Genomic DNA, 251 nt, shown 5'->3' with positions numbered 1-251 from the left:
GCATTGTCCACATCAAAACTGGTATCACTGGCGATAATGCTGGAATCGAAACCGTTCTGGGCGTAATAGGTGAGCCCTTCGTAAACCACATCGCGGTCGAGCGTGGCGGCACCGAACTGGCGGCCGTCGCTTAGGGTGATTTTTAATAATTTACAGGTGGTGGTGACGCCGCTGTCCAAATGGGCCTGTAAAGCTGGGGGAATCTGTCTCACAGGCGAATCTCCAGCAGGTCCACATTGCCATTGAGTACC

At 53.4% G+C, this 251-nt stretch carries 1 protein-coding gene; it reads right to left on the bottom strand.

All coding sequences use genetic code 11. From position 1 onward, the window contains the following. On the bottom strand, positions 1-212 hold a 212-nt coding region (locus Q1A69_RS20265), incomplete at its 3' end, for a DUF2163 domain-containing protein (RefSeq protein WP_299589781.1). Positions 213-251 lie beyond the last annotated feature (39 nt).

It is taken from the genome of uncultured Microbulbifer sp. (assembly GCF_947498635.1).
GTDB lineage: Bacteria > Pseudomonadota > Gammaproteobacteria > Pseudomonadales > Cellvibrionaceae > Microbulbifer > Microbulbifer echini.
Note: the sequence above shows the minus strand (reverse complement) of the source record. Positions and strands in the feature narration are given on the sequence as shown.